The sequence below is a fragment of the Streptomyces sp. NPDC059499 genome, assembly GCF_042749285.1.
Taxonomy (GTDB): Bacteria; Actinomycetota; Actinomycetes; order Streptomycetales; family Streptomycetaceae; genus Streptomyces.
In genome coordinates, this window is the sequence record NZ_JBHYTT010000007.1 from 138160 (window position 1) to 154496 (window position 16337).

13 protein-coding genes are annotated in these 16337 nt (G+C 68.7%); 9 read left to right on the forward strand and 4 right to left on the reverse strand.

Annotation, left to right across the window (positions count from 1 at the left end; translation table 11 throughout):
• Positions 1–5: 5 nt before the first annotated feature.
• Positions 6–1193 (reverse strand): PP2C family protein-serine/threonine phosphatase, encoded by a 1188-nt coding sequence (locus ACFW9O_RS18580; protein ID WP_384610570.1) that lies wholly within the window; start codon positions 1191–1193, stop codon positions 6–8.
• 289 nt (positions 1194–1482) lie between these two features.
• Between ACFW9O_RS18580 and ACFW9O_RS18585 the strand changes: the two genes are divergently transcribed.
• The 4 genes from ACFW9O_RS18585 to ACFW9O_RS18600 all read left to right on the forward strand — a co-directional run bounded on the left by ACFW9O_RS18585 (position 1483) and on the right by ACFW9O_RS18600 (position 6877).
• On the forward strand, positions 1483–2337 hold the full coding sequence (locus tag ACFW9O_RS18585) for a SigB/SigF/SigG family RNA polymerase sigma factor (RefSeq protein WP_384610572.1): 855 nt from the start codon (positions 1483–1485) through the stop codon (positions 2335–2337).
• An 816-nt stretch (positions 2338–3153) separates the two neighbouring features.
• Positions 3154–4566, forward strand: coding sequence for a family 2B encapsulin nanocompartment shell protein (locus ACFW9O_RS18590; RefSeq protein WP_384610574.1), 1413 nt, complete (start codon positions 3154–3156; stop codon positions 4564–4566).
• Between the two features lie 108 nt (positions 4567–4674).
• Entirely contained in the window at positions 4675–5985 is a 1311-nt protein-coding gene (locus ACFW9O_RS18595) for a family 2 encapsulin nanocompartment cargo protein terpene cyclase (RefSeq protein WP_384610576.1), read from the forward strand.
• Between the two features lie 16 nt (positions 5986–6001).
• Positions 6002–6877, forward strand: a complete 876-nt coding sequence (locus ACFW9O_RS18600) for a geranyl diphosphate 2-C-methyltransferase (RefSeq protein ID WP_384610578.1) — start codon at positions 6002–6004, stop codon at positions 6875–6877.
• An 87-nt stretch (positions 6878–6964) separates the two neighbouring features.
• Here the strand turns inward: ACFW9O_RS18600 and ACFW9O_RS18605 are convergent, their stop codons facing one another.
• Entirely contained in the window at positions 6965–8926 is a 1962-nt protein-coding gene (locus tag ACFW9O_RS18605; RefSeq protein WP_384610579.1) for an acyl-CoA dehydrogenase, read from the reverse strand.
• 193 nt (positions 8927–9119) lie between these two features.
• On the opposite strand from ACFW9O_RS18605, the gene ACFW9O_RS18610 reads away from it, so the two are divergent.
• A complete protein-coding gene (locus ACFW9O_RS18610; protein ID WP_384610581.1) occupies positions 9120–9545 on the forward strand; it encodes a VOC family protein in 426 nt (141 codons plus the stop codon).
• A gap of 57 nt (positions 9546–9602) precedes the next feature.
• On the opposite strand, the gene ACFW9O_RS18615 is transcribed toward ACFW9O_RS18610, so the two are convergent.
• Entirely contained in the window at positions 9603–11843 is a 2241-nt protein-coding gene (locus ACFW9O_RS18615) for a PQQ-binding-like beta-propeller repeat protein (protein ID WP_384610582.1), read from the reverse strand.
• Between the two features lie 111 nt (positions 11844–11954).
• Between ACFW9O_RS18615 and ACFW9O_RS18620 the strand changes: the two genes are divergently transcribed.
• A complete protein-coding gene (locus ACFW9O_RS18620) occupies positions 11955–12143 on the forward strand; it encodes a SpoIIE family protein phosphatase (protein WP_384610584.1) in 189 nt (62 codons plus the stop codon).
• A 120-nt stretch (positions 12144–12263) separates the two neighbouring features.
• Here ACFW9O_RS18620 and ACFW9O_RS18625 read toward each other — a convergent pair whose 3' ends face one another.
• The gene (locus tag ACFW9O_RS18625; protein WP_384610585.1) at positions 12264–12989 is read right to left on the reverse strand and encodes a DUF4232 domain-containing protein; all 726 of its coding nucleotides are present in this window, start codon (positions 12987–12989) and stop codon (positions 12264–12266) included.
• Positions 12990–13207: 218 nt separating this feature from the next.
• Between ACFW9O_RS18625 and ACFW9O_RS18630 the strand changes: the two genes are divergently transcribed.
• The 3 genes from ACFW9O_RS18630 to ACFW9O_RS18640 all read left to right on the forward strand — a co-directional run bounded on the left by ACFW9O_RS18630 (position 13208) and on the right by ACFW9O_RS18640 (position 16103).
• Entirely contained in the window at positions 13208–14716 is a 1509-nt protein-coding gene (locus ACFW9O_RS18630) for a DUF4246 domain-containing protein (protein ID WP_384610831.1), read from the forward strand.
• A gap of 132 nt (positions 14717–14848) precedes the next feature.
• On the forward strand, positions 14849–15289 hold the full coding sequence (locus tag ACFW9O_RS18635) for a hypothetical protein (protein WP_384610586.1): 441 nt from the start codon (positions 14849–14851) through the stop codon (positions 15287–15289).
• A 160-nt stretch (positions 15290–15449) separates the two neighbouring features.
• Positions 15450–16103 (forward strand): hypothetical protein, encoded by a 654-nt coding sequence (locus ACFW9O_RS18640; protein WP_384610587.1) that lies wholly within the window; start codon positions 15450–15452, stop codon positions 16101–16103.
• The last annotated feature ends 234 nt before the right edge of the window (positions 16104–16337 follow it).

Sequence of the window (16337 nt, forward strand, 5' to 3'; positions counted from 1 at the left end):
CACGGTCACACGAACGTGCCATCGGTGGAGGACTGCCGTCCGAACCAGTCCAGGCAGACCACCAGGGCATCGTCCTCCAGCGGTGTCGCACCCCGGTAGTCCCGCAGATCGCGGAGTACCGCGAGAGGCACCTGCTCGGAAGGCAGGAAGCGGTGCGCGGACAGTGACCGTGCGAGGGCACGCTGCCCGTAGTGCTCCCCCGCCGCCGACGCGCTGTCGTAGACACCGTCACTACCGATCAGCAGCCGGTCGCCCGGTTCCACGTGAAAGCGCTCCGCGACGTACTCCGTCTCTTCGAACATGCCCAGCGGGAGCTGCGCGTCGAAGGCGAAGGATTCGACCCCGCGTCCCCTCAGCCGCCACATGCGGGGGGAGCCGGCGTCCACGGCCTCCACCTCGCCCGTGGCCAGGTCGAAGCGGAGCAGCAGGACCGACGCGTACAGGGCACCACGGTGCTGGGCGTAGACGGCCTGGTCGGCGAGGCTGGCCTGGCCGGAGAGGTCGAGGCCGGCGCGCCGGGCGTTGCGCAGCGCGTTGACGACGAGATTGGACAGCAGGGCCGCCTCCATCCCCTTGCCCATGCCGTTGGTGACGGTGAGCGTGAGGTGATGGGCCGACACCGACCAGTCGAAGTTGTCGCCGAAGATCGCGTACGCGGGCTCCAGGTGGGCGCCCAGCGAGAATTCGGGGCGGGACACGGAGCGGCCGGGCAGCAGCTGCCACTGCATCTCCGCCGCCAGTGTCAGCCGTGTGGCACGGCGGGCAAGGAGATAGAGGTCGGTGTCCCGTTCGGCGACGAGGATCTCGTGGCCGAGCGCCTCGCAGATCTGCTGCATCTCCGCGAGGCCCTCGCGGGACCAGCCGCCCTCCCGAGCCGTGACGCTGAGGACACCGAGCCGGTCGCCTCGGACGGTCACCGGCAGGTGCGCGGTCGCAGGTCCCGGCGTGGTCCGGGGCTCCACGTACGCCTCCTGGGCGCCGAAAGCCCGCCCTTGCGGGCTGTCATGTATGTGCACCGGCTCGGCGGGAGGCGCCTCGGACACCACTTGGAGCGTGGTCACGCCGTAGTCGGCGAGCCGCAACTCCACGCTCTGTACGTCGTACTGCTCCCGCAGAGCTGTCGTGACGACGTCGAGGAGCTGGTGAGGCGCGGCCTTGCGCAGCTCTCGCTCGACGGCAGCGAATCTGTCCACGTGATCCTGTTTCTCGTCGTGCTGCGCCGAAACCCCGGACCGTCCGTGGGCCCCGGCCGTCGGCCTCCAGCGTACGGGGCCTGTGCCCGATCCAGCGCGGCGCGCCCAAGGGGTCGCACCGGTGGTCGGGCCTGCTCATCTTACGATGCCCAGAGACAACTGTTTCCGCACAGCAAGATAATTCGCGTCATGACGCATGGGCCTCCCGAGGCGGGGCAAGGGCTCGTCAGGAAGCGGCTCGTACCAGGGAGGGTGACAAAAAGTGATTGCTGAACAGACTTTCGGGGTCATGCCGACTGACGGAGCGTCGGCTTCGAAGGCACCGGAGCGTGTCGGCGAGCTGCCCTGGATCGAGGACGCGGGCAAGGTGGCCCCGAAGGACGCGCGCGCCCTGTCGACGCTGTTCTTCGAGCAGCTGCAGGTGCTCGAGGAAGGCACGCGTGAGTACCAATACGCGCGCAACACGCTCATCGAGATGAACATCTCCCTGGTCAGGTTCGCCGCGCGCCGCTTCCGCAACCGGGGCAGTGGTGAGATGGAGGACATCACCCAGGTCGGAACCATCGGACTCATCAAGGCCATCGACCGGTTCGAACTCTCCCGTGAGGTCGAGTTCACCACCTTCGCCGTCCCTTACATCATCGGCGAGATCAAGCGCTTCTTCCGTGACACCACCTGGGCCGTCCACGTGCCCCGACGGCTGCAGGAACTCCGCGTGGATCTTGCCAAGGCGAAGGACGAACTCGCCACCCTCCTGGACCGTGACCCGACGGCGAAGGAACTGGCCACCCACATGGACCTCACCGAGGACGAGGTCATCGAAGGCATCATCGCGTCGAACGGCTACACCGCGGGCTCCCTGGACCTGCCGACCGACTCCGGGGAAACGCCGGGCTCGGCCTCCCGCACGTTCGCCGACGTCCTGGGCGAGCCGGACTCGGCCATGGAGACGGTGGAGAACCTGCACGCCCTGGCACCGCTCCTGGAGGAGCTCGACGACCGCGAGCGCCGCATCATCGAGATGCGCTTCGGCCAGGAGATGACGCAGTCACAGATAGGCGCCGAACTCGACGTCTCCCAGATGCACGTCTCCCGCCTCCTCACCCGCACCCTCACCAAGCTCCGCGCCGGCATGCTGGCCTGAATACGCCCGCACCCGGAGCCTCCGGGATACCGGCGGGCCGTCGTCCGCGCGATGAGGTCGCCTTCCCGTCCCGGCACCGGTCGGCGTGCGACCGGCCCGCCACACGCCGACCGGGACCGCATCGGTGACCCCACGTCCCTGCCCGGCAGGTCCCGCTCCCTCGCGGAGCCGGCAGGGTCCCACGCCGGGCCCAAGGCCCATCCTCCTGCCGGTCGCCGTGTACGGCGCGCAGCCCGCCCCCGCGCCGTACACGACAGGACCGATGACCGTCGCCGCCTCGGTTCGCGCGGTGCGTGAGCACACTGCGGCGTGCCTCCCCGGCGATCACGAACCGCACCGGTCGCCCCTTTCGCCTCAAGTCCGCGGAAACACCTCGTCGGTGCGTTCCCCCCACTGTTCCCCGGCCCGAAACCGGGCCCTGTGGCGTTTCTGGCCTCGCCTCAGTAGGGCCGGTGGTCGCTCATGCGGAACGGTTGCGCCGGCGAGCGGTCGCCCCGACAGCCCGCCCCCTCTTGGCGCAAGGCACTTCTGCCACCCGTCGGCCCGTCGGTCCCACACCGCTGGATCCGAGCCGGCTGATCGCTGGAACGCGCCGTAAGCGTCGGCTGAATACATCCGGTACCCGGACAAACATCGTGCGGGCGCGATCATCGTATCGAGCGAATGTCGGCAACTTCCCTTGGTCCAGGGGGCGCAGCGGCCTTTAGGGTTCCTCTGGGTCTGGACGGGTTCCCGTTCATATACCGCTTTTCCCTCCTGTTGCCCGGTGGTGTCCGCTTACGCGCTCCACCGCCCTGACCAAGGAGACCTTGCCCGATGACCACTGACTCGACCACGGAAGCCCAGGTGGAGTTGCCCCGGCAGTCCAGCCTGAGCACGGCGGCTGCCCGCAACCTCGCCACCACCACCAAGTCCGCCCCGCAGATGCAGGAGATCACCTCCCGCTGGCTGCTGCGCATGCTCCCCTGGGTGGAGACCCAGGGCGGGGCCTACCGGGTGAACCGCCGGCTGACGTACACCGTCGGCGACGGCAGCGTGGAGTTCGTCCAGGACGGCGCGGACGTCCGGGTGATTCCCCGTGAGCTCGGTGAACTGGCCCTGCTGCGCGGCTTCGACGACGTGGAGGTACTGACAGCCGTCGCGGACAGGTGCGTTCAACGCGACTTCCGCAGCGGCGAGACGCTGGTCGAGCGCGGGACGCCCGCGGACCAGCTCCACTTGATCGCCCACGGCCGCATCAGCCGGACCTCGGCCGGCAAGTACGGCGACGAGGCCGCCCTGGACGTACTCGCCGATGGCGACCGGTTCGGGGAGCACACCCTGCTGGACGAGGACGCCCGGTGGGAGCACACCGCCACCGCCGAGACCTCGGGCACGCTGCTCACCCTGTCACGCGCCGACTTCACGGCCGTGCTGTCCACGGCGCCGAGCCTCCGAGCCCACCTCGATGAGTTCTCATCGCTGTCCCGCCAACGGCAGAACCACCGCGGCGAGGCAGAGATCGCGATGTCGGCCGGCCACATCGGCGAATCCGAGCTGCCCGGCGCGTTCGTCGACTACGAACTGAAACCGCGCGAGTACGAACTCTCGGTCGCCCAGACCATTCTGCGGATCCACACGAGGGTCGCCGACCTCTACAACGGGCCGATGAACCAGACGAAGGAGCAACTCAGGCTGACCATCGAGGCGTTGCGTGAGCGCCAGGAGCACGAGCTGATCAACAACCGGGAGTTCGGCCTGCTCCACAACGCGGACTTCAAGCAGCGCATCCAGACGCACTCCGGCCCCCCGACCCCGGACGACATGGACGAACTGCTGTGCCGTCGCCGCGGCACCAAGTTCTTCCTCGCGCACCCTCGGACGATCGCGGCGATCGGGCGCGGATTCAACGCGCGTGGGGTCTATCCGGACCATGTCGACCTCGGGGGCCAGCAGGTCCCGGCCTGGCGCGGGGTCCCGATCCTCCCCTGCAACAAGATCCCCGTCACCAGGGAGAAGACCAGCTCGATCCTCGCCATGCGTACCGGCGAGGAGAACCAGGGCGTCATCGGGCTGCACCAGACCGGGCTCCCGGACGAGTACGAACCGGGTCTGTCGGTGCGCTTCATGGGTCTCGACGAGAAGGCGATCACGTCCTACCTCGTCAGCACCTACTACTCCGCCGCCATCCTCGTGCCGGACGCGGTCGGCGTACTGGAGAACGTACAGATCGCGCACTGGCCCAGGTAGCGGGCCCGGCCCGACCAGGCCTGGTGCGACACCCCAACCCCTCTCGGGGCGGTCGCGCATGCCCCGGAGGGCCTCGGGACAGCCGCCCACCCCACGAAGGAGCCATGGATGTCCGAACCTGAGCTGCCACCACCACAGTCCCACCTGCAACAGGCCGCTTCCCGCTTCGGGGCGCACGTACTCGCTTCGGCCGCGGCCCGCGCCCTCGACATCAGTACCGCAACCGGCGGGCCACCCGGCGCTCCGGCCTCGCTCACCCCGCCTGCACCGTCCTCGCCCGCCCCGACTCCCCCAGCCACCCCGGCGGCCGCGGTGCACGCACCGGGCGCCGACCTGGAACGCATCCTGCGTGGCCCCAGCGGTCTGGGCACTGCGGGCCTGCGCCTGACCCTGCGGGAGAGGCCGCCATCGCCTTCGGCCCCGCCGGCGGACACCGCGGAGGGCACACCGGTCCCGGGCCTCTACTACCACCCGGTGCCCGAGCCCGACCCGGTGCGGGTCGAGGAAGTCGGCCGAAGGATCAAGGCCTGGGCGTTGGACGAGGTCAGCCTGTATCCCGAGGACTGGGAGGAGCAGTTCGACGGCTTTTCCGTGGGCCGCTACATGGTCGGCTGCCATCCGGACGCGCCCACCGTCGACCACCTGATGGTCGCCACACGCTTGATGGTGGCCGAGAACGCCGTGGACGACTGCTACTGCGAGGACCACGGGGGCTCGCCCGTCGGCCTGGGCGAACGCCTTCTGCTGGCGCACACCGCCCTCGACCCCCTGCACACGACCGAGGAGTACCAGCCGCAGTGGGCGAAATCGCTCCACGCGGACGCACCCCGGCGCGCCTACCGGTCCGCCATGGAGTACTTCGTCCGCGCGGCCAGCCCCTCCCAGGCGGACCGGTTACGGCACGACATGGCCCGGCTGCACCTGGGGTACCTCGCCGAAGCGGCCTGGGCGCAGTTGGACCACGTACCGGAGGTGTGGGAGTACCTGGCGATGCGCCAGTTCAACAACTTCCGTCCCTGCCCGACCATCACCGACACCGTTGGCGGCTACGAACTGCCGGCGGACCTGCACGCCCAGGCCGCGATGCAGAAGGTCATCGCCCTCGCGGGGAACGCGACGACCATCGTGAACGACCTGTACTCGTACACCAAGGAACTCGACGCTCCGGGCCATCACCTGAACCTGCCCGTCGTGATCGCCGAACGTGAGGGCCTCTCCGAACGGGACGCCTATCTGAAGTCGGTCGAGGTCCACAACGACCTCATGCACGACTTCGAACGAGAAGCCTCCGCCCTGGCCGAGGCCTGCCCCGCCCCCGACGTGCAGCGCTTCCTCCGGGGCGTGGCCGCCTGGGTCGACGGTAACCACCACTGGCACCGGTCCAACACCTACCGCTACAGCCTGCCCGATTTCTGGTAAGAGAATGGATTCATCCGTGACCCACACCGAACTCGCCACCACATCCCTCCACATCCCCCGCCCGTCAACGCCCTACCAGGGGGACATCGCCCGTTACTGGGACGGGGAGGCCAGGCCCGTGAACCTGCGTCTCGGCGATGTCGACGGCATCTACCACCACCACTACGGCATCGGCGACGTGGACCACACCGCACTCGGTGACTCCGCGGACAGCGAGAGCGAGAAGAGGCTCATCGCCGAACTCCACCGACTGGAGTCCGCCCAGGCGGAGTTCCTCCTCGGGCATCTCGGTGACATCGGCAGTGACGACACCCTGGTGGACGCCGGCTGCGGGCGCGGCGGATCGATGGTGATGGCGCACCAGCGCTTCGGATGCAAGGTCGAGGGTGTCACGCTGTCGGCCAAGCAAGCCGACTTCGCCAACCGTCGCGCCGGCGAACTCCGCGTCCAGGACCACGTCCGCGCCCGCGTCTGCAACATGCTCGCCACTCCCTTCGAGACCGGGTCGGCCGCGGCCTCGTGGAACAACGAGTCGAGCATGTACGTCGACCTCGACGACCTCTTCGCCGAACACTCCCGCATCCTCGAGGTCGGCGGCCGCTACGTGACCATCACCGGCTGCTGGAACCCGCGGTACGGGCAGCCGTCGAAGTGGGTCTCGCAGATCAACGCGCACTTCGAGTGCAACATCCACTCGCGCCGGGAGTACCTGCGCGCCATGGCCGACAATCGCCTCGTGCCACAGGCCGTCATCGATCTCACTCCCGACACCCTGCCCTACTGGGAGCTGCGGGCCACGTCTTCGCTGGTCACGGGAATCGAGGACGCGTTCATCAACTCGTACAGGGACGGTTCCTTCCAGTACCTCCTCATCGCGGCCGACCGCATCTGACCGCCTGCTGACCGGAAGGGCCCGCCCCGGAACGGGCCCTCTCCGTGCCACCGCCACGTGCCCGATGCGGCTCGGCACGGCGCCGGATCAGCCCACCAGATCCGGCGCGCGCAGCATTTCCGACGGGATGCCCCAGGCGTCGACGAAGTCGACCGCGAGGGGCCGGACCTTGCGGCAGAGGTCGTTCACCTCACGGCTGATCGCCTTGGAACGCTGGACGGTCAGCCGGCCGTGCTCCATGAACCAGGCCCGGTCCGCCTCGATCGTCGACAGGGCGAACAGGTCACACAGCAGGCCCAGCGCGACCTTGTTGCCGCTCTTCGGCAGCGCACGCACCCTGTCGACGAACGCTTCCAGCACCAGCCGCTCCACGTGCGCGTGGGCGACCGCGATGACGTGGTCCTGGACCTGCGAGAAGACGACTCCGGGGTTGCGCTTCTGGTCGATCCCGCGCTTGAGCCGGCGGGCGACGCCGGCGAGCATGTGCTCCTCGCGGTAGCGGAGCATGGCGAGCTGGTATTCCGAGTCGAGCAGGCCGGCTTCCTGGTCCCACTCGTCGCCGCCGGGCAGCAGATCGCGTACCCGCTCGAGCAGCTTGTGGGCCGAAGTCTTCTCGATGACCGTCTCGACGGCGAGGCTCGTGACGTAACGGACCATGCCGAGCTGGTCGAGGTCCTCGAACTCGCTCGCGTAATGGGTGAGCAGGCCCTTGGCCACAAGCTGCAGCAGGACGTGGTTGTCGCCCTCGAAGGTGGTGAAGATGTCGCTGTCGGCCTTGAGTGCGGCGAACCGGTTCACGGTGAGGTAGCCCGCGCCGCCGCACGCTTCGCGGCACTCCTGGATGACCCGGGTGGCGTGCCAGGTACCGAGCGCCTTGGTGCCTGCGGCCCGTGACTCCAGCCGACGCCGCGCGTGCGCGTCGTCCTCGATGCCGGAGAACACGTCGTGCAGCTGCGTGCGCACGACGTCCTGCGCGAAGTGCAACGCGTACGTACGCGCGATGAGCGGCAGCAGACGACGCTGGTGCAGACCGTAGTCGAGGAGCAGTTGCTCCTCCGCGTCAGGGGACGCCTCGAACTGCCGGCGCCGTACGGCGTACTTGGTGGCGATCGCGAGGGCGACCTTGGCCGCGTTGACCCCGGCGCCGCCGACGCTGACCCGGCCCTGCACCAGTGTGCCGAGCATGGTGAAGAAGCGCCGGTCGGGGTTCTCGATCGAGCTCTCGTAGACGCCCTCGGCGGTGACGTCGGCGAACCGGTTGAGCAGCGCCTCGCGCGGCACCCGCACGCCGTCGAACCAGATGCGGCCGTTGTCCACACCGTTGAGGCCCATCTTCCGGCCGTCGTCCTCGATCCGGACGCCGGGCGCCACCTCGCCGCCGACCCGGACCGGCACGACGAACGCGTGCACCCCCTCGGGCTTCCCGCCCACCTCCAGCTGGGCGAAGACGACCGCCAGCTCCGCGTGGCGGGCCGCGTTGCCGATGTAGTCCTTGCGCGCCTGGTCGCCGTCCGTGGTGATGACGAACTCCTGGCGTGCGGCGTCGTACCTCGCGAGGGTGCCAAGCGCCTGGACATTGGATCCGTGCCCGGTCTCGGTCATCGCGAAGCACCCCATCAGACGCCCGGTGATCAGGTCCGGCAGATGGGCGTCGTGGTGGCGTTCGGTGCCCAGGTGCAGGATCGCGCCACCGAAGAGTCCGAACTGCACGCCGACCTTCACCAGCACCGACAGGTCGCCGAAGGCGAGGGTCTCGAAAGCGGCGATCGAGGCTCCGATGTCGCCACCCCCACCGTACTTGCCCGGGAAACCCATACCGGTCTGTCCCGTCGCGGCCATCTCGACCACGAGCTCACGAACCCGCTCGCGAAACGCGTCGATGCCGAGTTCGTCGGCCTCCTCGAGAACGGAGGCATGCCTCACCAGGTTGCTCCTGACCAGGTCGCGGATCTCGGCGTACTCGCCGTCGAGCACCTCGGCCAGGGCCCGGACGTCGACCTCGGGCTGCACGTATCCGCTCGCAGCAGTGGATGTGTTCTCAGTGGCCATGCCATCTCGCTACCCCGCCCGGGGACGATCAAGCGGTCGAGGGGCGCTCGCAGGGCCGGACGGGGGAAGCGCGGCGAGGTGACCGAGCAGGTGCGTGCCACGACCCGGGCCGGGTACCGGGGGCCGGCGCGGGTGCTCGACACGCCGGGGCTCACGCCCGGCAGCCGACCGCGGCTCCGGGCACAGTGGAGGCATGACCGCGGACAACAGGAACATTCTGGCCCGGGGGCGCGTGGCGACCCGGCTGCCGGCCCAGGACCTGGACCGGGCTCGGCGCTTCTACGCCGAGCAGCTCGGTCTGGAGCCCGTCGACGAAAGGCCCGGTGGACTGCTGTACCGGTGCGGAGAAACGGAGTTCGCCCTGTTCGAGTCGACGGGAACCGCACCCGGCACGTTCACCCAGATGGGTTGGCAGGTCGACGACGTGGAGACGGTCGTGGCGGAACTCAGGCAACGCGGCGTGATGTTCGAAGACGTCGACGTACCCGGTCTCCGGACGAAGGACGGGATCGCCGATATCGACGGGAACTACCCGAGCAAGGGCGCACGGGGAGAACGCGCCGCCTGGTTCCGTGACAGCGAGGGAAACCTGCTGGGCATCGGCGAGCCGGTCGCCTGAACAGCGCACACCGTCGTGGTCCTGGGCCCGCCGAGAAGGCGTCCGGTGCCGCCGCGGTCAGCTCGGCTTCGGCGGCTTCTGTGCGTCGAAGGCGAAGAGAGTGTTCCTGGCCGCGGCCACGATCACCGCACGTCCCGCAACGGTCACACGCGGGCTTGCGCCCTGCTCACCCGTCAGACCGTCGGCCTGCGGATCCGTTGTCCACAGCACCCTGCCGTCGTGCGGGGCCAGTGCGACGACCCGGCCGGTGGCCGAGCTGAAGTACAGCGCGTCGGCTCCTGCCGCGGGACCTGACGCGCCCTCCACGCCCGTCTGCCGCGACCACTTCTTCCGGCCGGTCGCGGGGTCGACCGCCGTGACGAGACCGGTGTGCCCGCTCACGTACACGGTGCCGTCCGCCATGCCGGGCGTCCCCGCGTATGTCTCGGCCAGTCGGGAGTACGTGACTTTCCGCGAGGCCGGGTCGACCCGCGCAACCCCGTCGTAGCCGGTCAGTGCCGGTCCCTCCAGATGCTCCTGAAGGAGTACGAGCCTCCCGTCGGCGCCGCCCAACGGCACGGCGGGACCGTCGACCGCGATGGGCCTGCCCAGGGTCCCCGAGGCGAGGTCGACCGTGGACAGGGTCGGGTGGCGCACCTCCAAGGCGTCCACCTCCGCATCCGTCGCGCACATCGCCCATAGCTGTGGGCCCACCGGGACGGGAGCGCACTGGGTCCCTGCGGGGAACGACGTCGTCCAGGTGACCTCACCGCTGTGCGCGTCCCGGGCCTCGAAGCGGGAGTTGGAAGCGTCGACCGTGACGACGGCCGAGCCGACCACGACGGCGTCCTGGGTCCGGCCGGTGACGGCTGTCGACTGGGCGCCGGACGGTACGGACCACAGCTCCCGGCCGTTGCCGGCGTCGATGGCCACCACCTCGCTGGGAGGGCCCTGCGGGGCGTCCTGGGCGGCGAAGCGGTAGCCGAGCACCGTGTCGTCGGTGGCGCCCACCAGGTGCATGCCCTGGACGGGGACGCCCGGGCTCTTCGCCGTCCACACCCGCGAGCCGTCCTTGGCGCTGATACGGGTGGCGACGACGCCGCCGCCCCCGCAGAACAGTGCGTCACCGCGCGCGACGCAACGCAACTCGTCGGGGATGTCTTCGCTGCCACCCTGCACGGTCCCGTGCCACGGCTCGAAGCCGTCCGGCAGCGTGGCACCCGGCACCGCGACGCTGTTGCCCTTGTCGCCGCCGCTGTTCCCTCCGGAGCCGCCCGCCTTCAGCGCCGCGACTCCCCCGCCGATCGCTGCCACGGCGACCGCGGCCGCGAGCACAGGACGCCACCGGCGGCGCAGACGCCGGCCGATGGGAGTGCCGGTGCTCCCTGGACCGGGACCGGCCTCGGCGGTGGGCGGGGTATTCGGCGCCGGGGTGGCCCGCGTCGCGTGATGCTGGGTGATCATGTCGCGGGTGCGGCCCGCGCCGAGCCCGGTCGCTTCGGTCCCGCCGAGGTCGGACGGCAGATCCCGCAACAGCACGAGGAGTTCGTCCGCCGAGGGGCGCCCCTCGGGCTCCTTGTCCAGGCACGGCTCGATGACCGCACGCAGAGCCGCCGGCACCGCACCCAGCGACGGCTGCTCGTGCACCACCTGATATGCCGTCAAATACGGACTGTCCGCGTCGAAGGGCCCGTGTCCCGTCGCCGCGTACACCAGCAGCGTCCCCAGCGAGAAGACGTCGGACCGCGGCCCCACACCACGCGGCGCCTGCAACTGCTCCGGCGACATGAAGGGTGGCGTACCGATGACCCGCCCGGTCATCGTCAATGTCTGCTGGTCCACGGCGCGCGAGATGCCGAAGTCGATGACGCGCGGGCCCTCGGGCGAGAGCACGACGTTCGAGGGCTTCAGGTCACGGTGGACGACCCCCACCCGGTGGATGTCGCGCAGTGCCTCCGCCAGCCCGATGGCGAGCCTCCTCAGCTCCGCTCCGTTCAGCGGACCCTCCGCGGCGATGCGCTGGGCGAGTGTGTGCCCCTCGATGTAGGTCGTCGCCATCCACGGCTGCTCGGCCTCGGGCGCGGCGTCGACCACGGCGGCGGTGAACGCTCCACTCACCCGCCTCGCGGCAGCCACCTCCTGCCGGAAACGGATGCGGAACTCGTCGTCCCCCGCGTACTGCTGGTGGATGAGCTTGATCGCTACGGGTCGCCCCGAACTCGTACGGGCCAGGAAGACCGTGCCCATGCCACCCGAGCCGAGCCGCGCCTCAAGTGGATAACCGCCGATCTCGGCTGGATCTCCTTCGCGCAGCGACACCCTTCCCGACCTCCCGTCCCCCGTGCACCTGTGCCACCACGGGCCCGCGTACCTGTCCTGCACCCAAACTAGTCGCAGGGCGGTACGGCAGAGCAATGCGGGTGACCTCCCATGGGCACACCCGGAAGCCTTGTGCCCTCCTCGCGTGTGGTGCACGAGATTGCTCTGGAGCCCGGGGACCGGGTCCTCCTCTATACGGACGGGGTGACCGAGGCTCGTTTAGCAAGTGGACCGCAATTCGGCCTGGAAGGATTCACTGCCTCCATCATCCGCGCCACGGCCGTCGGAGAAACTGCCTAGGCCCTCCCTCCGGCAGCTGATCCACTCCCTTCGGAAACGCCAGAACGACAAACTGAACGCGGTGAGCCGCGGTCGAGGGTGCCGTGCCCCGGCAGTGGGGCACGGGCAGCCCGCCCGAGGTCAGAGTTGGTTGATCGGGCGCATCGCCAGGCCCTCGGTGCCGGCCCAGCCGTTCAGCCGCGCCGCGTCGTCGTAAGAGACGGAGGAGAGGCCGTCGGGCAGGTCGAAGACGAGCGTGCCGTTGAGTTCGGTGCCCTCACCGGCGACCAGGGTGGCGGTGAACCGGTCGGCCTGGTCGTACTCCGCCTCGCCGCCCTCGTCGTTGCCGAAGACGTACAGGCCCGCGTAGGCCGTTCCGTCTCCTTCGACGACGACGGGCTCGGTGTCCGGCTCTCCGAGGGTCTCGACGACTGGGGCCTCGTTGCCTGCCCCGAGTCGCACCAGCGGTGCCTCGTTCAGGACGCAGGGCTTCTTGTTGCCGTTGGTGACGGTCAGCAGGAAGTGGCGGGGCGTCTCCCCGGACGGGTCCTGCAGCTCGACCGCGGTGGTGAGGTCGGTGGTCCTGCAGTCCTGGTGGTCGGTGCCGTTGCCTCCGCCGGTCTCGCCGCTGTCCCCGGTCGCGTCGCCACCGCCGGTTTCGGTGGCGGTGCCGGAGTCACCCGATGTCTCGGGACCCTTCGACGTGCTTTCCCCGGCCGACGCGGAGGCCGACGGGGCGGCGTTGTCCTCGCCCCCGGAGGCCTGGCAGGCGGTCGCCCCCAGCATCGCCGCGACCGTAACTGCCCCCAGGAGGGCGCCGCGCAGGCCCTGACGTAGCGATACGACTCTCGATGTCTTCGCGTGCATGCCGTGTTCCCATTCCCCCGAGACCGACCCCCCAGGGCCGGTCGATGCTCAAGCTCTCCACAGCCATTCTGGTTGCTGCCCATCGGCCGGCCACCCAGGATCCGGGTCTGTTACATCCCTCGCACGAACTGATGCCTCGGCGTGACGAAGGCGCTGCGGTGTCAGTCCGCTCAAGTATCCTTCCCGCCACCGCACACCGAGTCGGAGGACCAAGAGAATTGACCGGCCTGTCTGCCTTCCCGCTGCCCTTTCGTGCTTCCCGTTCCATATCGTTCGCGACACCCCGAACGCTGCGGGAACTTCAGATGATGCAGTGCAGCTCACACATCCGGGCGAAGCCGGGGTGGTTCGACAAGATGAACGACGCCGACATCGTCGCCAGGTGGACGCAGGAAGCGGTCGCCCAAGGGCTCACCGAAGCACAGGTTCGTTACGTGCTCGACGAACTCGTGCATTACGCCGCGCTGCGGGACGGACGAACCGGCATCGAGGTGTCCGCCGTCGACGGGGTGTGGCAGTCGGACACATTGGTCGACGACAAGCTCGGATCCCGGCTGCGCGAAGCGGTCCGGGTTCTGGAACAGGTCCCCGAAGCGGAGCAGGACTGGCATCCCGGCTCCGACGGCCAGGTTCTGGATCTGGTTCATCCCTCACTGTTCTGCCTGGTGAAGGGGGTGAGCGAGGCGCCCGAGCGGGCTTGGCAGAACGAGACGGACCGCTACTCGAAATACGAACTCTCGGAGAAGTTCCAGTGGTTGCCCACGGACGTCGACGTGAGCGATGACGGCGATATCGCCTTCCGTTCGTACGTCAACAACGTGCACCCCGAGACTCATCACGAACTGGACTCCGTCCTACCGGACTTGCTCGCACGCATGCGCCCTCTGCTGGAGAACGTGCTCACCGATCTGCGCCATCCTCGGCCCCTGCGGATCGAGGCCGATCCTTACGGGTGGTACGACTCAGAGCCTGAGCATCCGGATAAATCGGCTTACAGCGATGACGGGGCCTACGCGGAAGCCCTCCGCGCTTGGGAGGAGGCCGAGGACGACTGGTGGGAGAACCGCCGCCCGGTCATCCCGGACGCCCCGGCCTTCACCCCGCCCGAGCTGCCCGGTGAATCCGCCCGGGTCGACCTGCGCGGCCGCCGTCTCCAGGTCATCGTCAAGCTCGCCACGATCCACCTCACCCCGGACAAGCCCGAGTACTCCGGCGGTTCCTGGCATGTGGAGGGGATGCTGAACGAGCGGATCGTCTCGACCGGCATCTACTACTGGGACAGCGAGAACATCACCGAGAGCCGGCTGAGCTTCCGTGCGGCACTCGACGACCCGAACTACGAGCAGAACGACGACAACGGGCTGCGTGAGGTCTACGGCCTGGAGGACGAAGACGCGCTCAACCAGACGCTGGGATCGGCGTCGACCCCGGCGGGCCGCTGCCTGGCGTTCCCGAACATCCTGCAACACCGCGTCGGCTCCTTCCGCCTCACGGACCCCGCCCGCCCGGGACATCGCAAGATTCTCGCGTTCTTCCTGGTCGACCCGTCGGAGAAGATCGTCTCGACATCCGATGTGCCACCGCAGCAACCATGGTCCGAAACTTCGACCATGACGCTTGAACAGGCCAATGAGTTTCGCGAACAACTCATGCGGGAACGCAAGTTCTTCGTCGACGAGCACAACGAGCAGCTTTACGAGCGAGAATTCTCCCTCTGCGAGCACTGAACGTGGGGCTCCGCTCACAACGGGTACGGGTGGGCCGCGAGGGGTCTCGGTGCCGGTGGACGTCGGTCGGTGTCGAGACCTTGCCGGGGCCCTGATGCACCGGGTGGCGGCCGGGCAGGCTAGTTTGCTCGGATGAGTCTCCTTGATGATGTGGCCGAGCGCGACGGCTGGCGGTGCTGGGTGTGTGACGAGGCGGTCGACCCCGACGAGTCGGTGAACGACCCGCGGGGGCCCAGCGTCGACAGCCGGACCGCCGATCGGAAGGCCAAGGTCGCCGAGCGGCTCGCGCACCGCGGATGCAACACCCGCAAGGGCGCGGTCAAGGTGGTCATCGCCTGGCCGGACAGCCTGTACGTCGTCGAACCCGCGCCGCTGATCACCGTTGCCGAGAGGCTGGAGCGCAAGGGGGGCCGCGAGATGGTTGGCCGTTGTCCGACGAAGCGGGACGCCCAAGACGCGGCGGATTGGCTGGTGGACCGGTTCTCACGACTCGTACCGGGGCTGCCGGTGACCGCCGTCGTCGAGCCGGGCGGCGGCCAGTTCCTCGTCATCCTGGCCACCGGCCGCCGCTGACCTCCCATAGTGCTCGGGAGAGGCGGGAACGTCGGTGGCTTCGCCGTGCCCGGAATGTATTCGCATGTGGGCGTGGCAATTCGGCGGCGATGAAAGGCAGATCCGTCTGCCCTGATACGACTACGCTGGTGCGGTTGTCAGAATTGAACGAAGGACACGTATGGCTCGCCCTTACACCCCCGGACCGAAAGAGTTCGTCTTCGTTGTCGGTGACGGCAACGACCAGCAGGTCTCCGTGGGCGACCCTCAGGAAGCGTACGTAGCCTTCTCCGCGTTCTTCCGGGAGCGAGATTCTGACACCTACACCATCGAAGACGTGCCGGCGGGCCAAAGATTGGTGCTCATGCCCGGTCAAGGTGTGATCGCCCGGATCGAAGTGGCGGACCGACGCCGGGTCGAATACCTGAAGGCCGACAGAGCCAATCGCTATATGCCGAGTGCGATGCTGTTCTTCGAGAACGGCTATGCCGGCCTCGACCACTTCGGCCAGTGGTTCTCTGACCTCGCCGACCTCGACGCGTCACCGGAGACTCGCGGTGCTACCCGCGCCGCCACGATCACGACCGAAGCCGCGGCAATCGAAGAAGTCGCTCGGATCTGGGCGAATTCGGGCATCGTGGACCCGAGCGACCAGTACTACGTCTTCTTCGATTCGCATGATGTCGGCGATGACCGAGCGGAACGAGCCGAACTGCTCAGCTTGATCGAATTCCTGGGTCTCGAACGAGTCGACGCTCCGGCCGAGGCTGCCGGTGGCGAAGTCTGGGTGCGCACCGACATGCGCCTCGACGCCGAATTTGAACGGTGGTCATGAACAGATGGTTCGGGATGGGGCTGCGGCTTCGCCGTGATGCTCCCCGTGTGCCCGCGGCCAACCGTGTCCACCCGGTGCCGTTCTGGAAGTGACTCGCTCACGGGTCGACCAGTGAAGCTTTGCCGCATTCCTGTGATGGTGGGTCGGTCGGCGGTTCCCCTCTGGTCGCTTCCTGTCGAGACCGCTGCCGAACCGAAGCGGCCGGTCAGATCGGTGCAGGCGGGACTCGCTCGT